We start from the raw sequence: 1,504 nt of genomic DNA on the forward strand, positions 1-1,504 counted from the left end.
GGAGAACATTCGGTGCAGTGGAATGGAAGAAGACAGAACGGTGAACCTGTTTCAGCAGGTCTTTACTTCTGCAGGATTCAATCCGGAAGTATTACGGAAACAACCGGTCTGTGTCTGCTGAGATGATGAAGTAATATCAGCAGTATATTACTATTCCCGTGGATATTATATGAAAGGATGCATTTATGAAAATGTCAATGATTATCATACTCTTGCTTCTCCTGCTCGCGTCCTGCGACGATGAAGGAGAGGTTCCTGCAGGCGAACAGCAGAATGATGCCGTGGAAACCTCTGACGCTCTTCCTGAAATAGATATTTATCTTGCCGTTACGGACTCAATAGGTATCGATGTTGGTGACAGCAATTACGTCTTCGGTAAACCAACACTTGCTTTCCACTCTCCCGGAGGCGATATCGCCATTCTTGACATTCAGAAACTGTGCATTCTCTTCTACTCCCCTGAGGGTGAGTATATCCAGACAGTTGGTCGTGAGGGAAGCGGTCCGGGTGAGTTTCTCATGCCGGCATGCTTTACATTTATGTCCGACGGCGGTATCGCCGTATCCGATGTCATGGCAGGGAAAATTACATTTTTTGATTCCGATTACGAATATTCCGGTCAACTGATCGGTTTTTTTCCCTCAGCTCCTATAGCCATTATCGGAGTTGATTCCGGAGCGATAGTCGGAATGCTGACTGCATTCGATCAGAACGAAGAGGGCATGTTTCTGGGCTTCAGCCTGGCGAGATGGGAAGGAGAAGTTGAATCGACAGTGGAGTATTATTCCACCTTCGAACCCTTTGACCCTTCCGATATCGCTGCTTCTTCGAAGGACATCATGTTCACGGTCACCGCAGCACCTGATGGTAAAGTGTTCTGTGCTCCTTTATCCACGGATGATTTCATAATAGAAGGTTACATGCCCGATGGTACCTCCTTCCTCCATATTGAGGACGAGGATTTCCAGAAAATCAGAAAGACAGATGAGGAGATCCAGGATGAGATCGACCGCGTAAATGAAAATATGTCATCTTACGGGGTTGAAGGCATCATTGAATGGGAACCCGATCTTTACAAAACATCAATTGTTTCACTTCATATCGACAGCTTCGATCGTCTCTGGGTCAGAATGGGTATTTACAGTGAAATCGTATTTCGCGTTTATAACATGGATGGAGAACTTCTGTTCACAGCAGGGGTCGATTTGCCCGGAGACATGAATTCATTTGAAAACTGGCAGATCATTGTTGATCAGCACGGCATCCTGGCATTTAACTCCATGCCAGATGATTACCCGAAAATCTATATGATGGAAGAACAATAAGATCAACACATGAAGTGTAAACAGAAATCACCATAATGTTTGATGGATAGCTCTGAATAGCAGACAGGGGCGAAAGAAATTTCACCCCTGTCTGTTTTCCTTCTGATCATTTCAGTCAGATCAGGTTGTTTCCTCTAATACGCGGAGAACTTACCTGTCCGTTCGTTCCATTTCACGAA

1 protein-coding gene is annotated in these 1,504 nt (G+C 45.0%); it reads left to right on the forward strand.

Translation table 11 applies throughout. From position 1 onward, the window contains the following. Nucleotides 1–185 precede the first annotated feature (185 nt). Complete coding sequence (locus tag K8R76_02970; protein ID MCD4847135.1) at nt 186–1,325, forward strand: 6-bladed beta-propeller; 1,140 nt, start codon at nt 186–188, stop codon at nt 1,323–1,325. Nucleotides 1,326–1,504: the final 179 nt, after the last annotated feature.

It is taken from the genome of Candidatus Aegiribacteria sp. (assembly GCA_021108435.1).
GTDB lineage: Bacteria > Fermentibacterota > Fermentibacteria > Fermentibacterales > JCC-6 > Aegiribacteria.